The sequence below is a fragment of the Nocardioides sp. genome, assembly GCF_024509035.1.
Taxonomy (GTDB): Bacteria; Actinomycetota; Actinomycetes; order Propionibacteriales; family Nocardioidaceae; genus Nocardioides.
The window spans coordinates 15,214-15,748 of record NZ_JANINT010000427.1 but is presented as its reverse complement, the minus strand read 5'-3'; the positions used below and the strand labels follow the sequence as shown (position 1 = coordinate 15,748).

Annotated in this window: 1 tRNA gene and 1 pseudogene (1 of these 2 cut by a window edge); both read right to left on the bottom strand. The window is 63.4% G+C overall.

Going from position 1 to position 535, the window contains the following annotated elements:
* Nucleotides 1-367, bottom strand: a pseudogene (locus Q0L15_RS23065) (hypothetical protein); the annotation flags it as partial.
* 150 nt (nt 368-517) lie between these two features.
* Nucleotides 518-535 (bottom strand) — tRNA-Val (locus tag Q0L15_RS23060); it runs 63 nt beyond the window's last position.

Sequence of the window (535 nt, the reverse complement as noted above, 5' to 3'; positions counted from 1 at the left end):
CGCGCATCCGCGTGACCCACTTCTGCACGAGCGGTGTGCGGATTTGCCGCAACTGAAGCCGACCGAACGTCGTGCCGATGCCGTGCCGTGCGGCGTTCCATTGCGACCGGTATGAGTTGCGAGTTGTTAGCTCGCCCCCACGGTTCGGGAGCCAGTGGACCTCGAAGTATTCAGCCAGCGTCATCTGGCCCTGGCGTGGATCGAACCAAGAGCCCTCCCGCTGCTTTGCCTCTTGGCTGAGCGCATCTTGGAGCGCAGCGCGCTTGGTCGGGTACGTCGCTGTCTTGCGTCGCTTGAGGGCGCCGGTGGAGTCCTTGGCGTAGTAGGTCCCGCGGAACCCTCTGCCGTGCTTTTCAGTACTTGCCATGGGAGTGATTTCTTTCTTCGAGTCACTCCGATGCGGCCGACCGACCCGGCCCAGTACTCGCCAACCCACTAGACCCCCAGACAGTCCCCAAAGGGCGTTGCTGGAGGTGGCAGATCGGCAGCAGATGGCCGCTGACCTGCGGAAACTCGGTGGGCGATACTGGGTTCG